Raw genomic sequence first — 2661 nt, forward strand, 5'->3', positions numbered from 1 at the left:
GCCGATCAGCTCCTCGGTCGCGGACTTCTGCATCAGGCCCTTGAGGGTGGTGCGGCGCGGGTCGGTGTCGAGGGTCAGCTCGAGCTCATCCAGCATGGTGTTCCACTCAGCGAGCGCGGCGAGGACCTCCTGCATCGTGCGCCCTGTGGCGCCGATGACGTCTTGCGGCGTCTTGATGCCGGCCCGGATCGCCATCACGTCGGCCAGCACTTCCTTGTAGGGGTCGACCCAGGTGAAGGCGGGCGGCGACCACTCCACCGGAATGTCGGGCGAGTCGATTTCGCCGGCCGTGTAGGCGGCGAGGCAGAACCATTTCCAGATCCGGCTCAGGCCGGGGTGGATGATGGTGTGCCACTGGAGCATCGAGACCAGCCGGCGGAACTCGATCAGGCCGGCGCGCATCGACGTGAAGTTGACCTGGCTCATGTCGCCGGTGAGCAGTTCGTAGGGCATGCGCAAACCGGCGGCGATCCGACGGTTGGCCGCCGCGTCGGTCTCGGCGAAGCCGCCCGTGCTGGCCGGCTGGGTGAAACGGATCTCCTTGCCGCCTCGCGCATAGGCGAACATGCCGGGCGAGATCGACTCGACCAGGTTGCCGTCGCCGTCGACGACGCCGGGCTGCGACGGCTCACCGGTCTTCGGATTGATGCCGGTGTCGGCGTCGTCCTCGCCGATGACCACGCCGACCAGCGACGCTTCGGTCTTCTTCCTCACACTCTCGGCGAACCAGTAATCGTCGTGATCGCGCGACGAACGGATGACGGGGGCCAGCCAGGTCACGCCGCGCACCTGGGTGCGGGTCTTCTCGTAGAGGTGGACGATGTCGTCAGCCGGAATCGCGGTCGACTGAAGCCGTGCTTTGGTCGTCAGCACCGAGGCGCCCGGATGCTGGCCGTACAGCCAGTAGGCCGAGCGCCGACCGATGGCGTCGAACTGAACACCCTGCACCGCCATCCCGCCGGCGCGATCGCCCTGGATCGACGAGTCGATGAAGTCCGGCTCGAGGAGCTGGATCTGCATCGGGATGCGATAGCCGTCGCCCCGACGGCGCCAGCGCCGGCGCACCAGCATCTCGCCGCTTTCGACCATGCCGCCGACCGCGAGCGCCTGCAGACCGTAGAAATCGAGCTGCCCGTCGGCGTCGCACTCGTCGCACCAGCGGGCGAACGCGTCCTTCACCTTCTGGTTCTTCGCATCGTCGCCGGTGTTCGGCCTCGGCATGATGCCGTCGCCGACCAGGTTGGTGACCCACGACGAGACGCCCTTGGCGATCATCGGGTTGTTGCGGCGCAGGTCGCGGGCGCGATCGCGCAGCACCGGGCCGGCCTTGGCGATCTCGGCATCGGCCGAGGTGCCCGGCGTGGTCCAGCCCTCGGTGTGGCGGCCGCGAGCGGCGCCATCATAGGCGCGGACGGTCGCCTCGAACCGGATGCGGTTGCGCACGCGGCCGAGCGCCAGGCCGGGGGCGAAGACCGAGACGGCGCGGTCGAACCAAATTGAGGCCTTCACCGGTCACCTCGCGACCACGACACGAATCCGGCGCGTGGACGAGGCGTGCCCGACTGCAGCGCCTTGAGGCGCGAGATCGCCGACAACAGCTCGGCTTGGCTCCGGTAGGTGGCGCGCTTGCCGTCGTACTCGACGGTCAGCACGCCGGACGCATAGGCCTGCTCGAGCGCGGCGATCTCGGTCTCGTGGGCCATGTCAGAACCATTTCTTGCCGCCGAGCCAGCCACGGGATCGCGGCGGCGGCGATGGTGCGGGCCGGGGTGTGGGGACCTGCTCGGCCGGGCGCTCCGCGTCGGCCGCAGGTTTCGCCGGTGCCGGCGTGACGGCGGGCGCGACCGCATATTCGAGGCTGCGCTGGATCGCCTTCGGCAACGATCGACGGACCGCAAGGGCACCGACCATGGTGTCGAGCGCCTCGTTGCGCTTGCCCGGGATCTCTTCCCACACCGCGATGGTGACGCCGCCGCGCTTGCGCTGGACGCGACGCTCCGAAGCGGTGAGCTGTGCGAAGTAGTCCGCGCCGAACATGTCGTCGGCCGGAAAATGGATGTAGCCAGGTCCCGGCTCGGCGATCGCCAGCCGGCTCATGACGGCGTCCTTGCCGGCATCGGTGCCGATCACGAACACCGGATCGCCGGTCTTCGCCTTGCCGGCACGCCCGGTCCACAGCGCGCGTTTTCCGCCCATGCCCTTGGTCGGGAAGATGCGGCGGCCGCGGTTGCGCCGGCAGAACGCGTGCACTTGGCTGCCGTGATAGCCGGTGTCGATGCCGAAGGCGCCGATGCGCAGCACCCGCCCGTCGCGCGTCCGGAACGTCCGCCCGAGCAGCTCCCGCAGCTCCCGCCATGCATCGGCCTGACCCGGGTCGCGCGGAATCACGACATAGAGGAACGGCCAGGATTCCTCGGCCTGCCCCCATCCGACCAGCTGCACTTCGAGGCGGTTTCCCTGCACGTCGCAGAAGCCCGTGATGGCGACGATCGCCTCCGGAAGATCATCCGGGCCGTAGCTCTCGGCCCGCGCCAGCAGCCCCTCGTTGGCGAAGCTCTCCTGCCCGATCGGCTTCCACAGCTCGGCCAGGCAGGTGTTGACGAACTTGCGCAGCAGCTCCGGGTCGCCTTGCGCCTCGTCGAACTCCTTGACCATGTCGGC

The 2661-nt window shown here is 69.0% G+C and carries 3 protein-coding genes; all 3 read right to left on the reverse strand.

Annotated features, from left to right (window positions below):
• Window positions 1-1509, reverse strand: a 1509-nt coding sequence (locus tag CH341_RS30430; RefSeq protein ID WP_111423261.1) for a phage portal protein, incomplete at its 3' end; no start/stop codon positions are given.
• Entirely contained in the window at window positions 1506-1703 is a 198-nt protein-coding gene (locus tag CH341_RS30435) for a phage head-tail joining protein (protein WP_111423262.1), read from the reverse strand. The genes CH341_RS30430 and CH341_RS30435, both read right to left, overlap by 4 nt.
• Window position 1704: 1 nt before the next feature.
• On the reverse strand, window positions 1705-2661 hold a 957-nt coding region (locus CH341_RS30440; protein ID WP_210208684.1), incomplete at its 5' end, for a terminase gpA endonuclease subunit.

Origin of the sequence: Rhodoplanes roseus, from assembly GCF_003258865.1 — a bacterium.
In the GTDB taxonomy this organism is placed as follows: domain Bacteria; phylum Pseudomonadota; class Alphaproteobacteria; order Rhizobiales; family Xanthobacteraceae; genus Rhodoplanes; species Rhodoplanes roseus.

Excerpts from the sequence above, each read along its gene's own strand:
- CH341_RS30435 (WP_111423262.1), bottom strand. The coding sequence starts at position 1,703 with ATGGCCCACGAGACCGAGATCGCCGCGCTCGAGCAGGCCTATGCGTCC.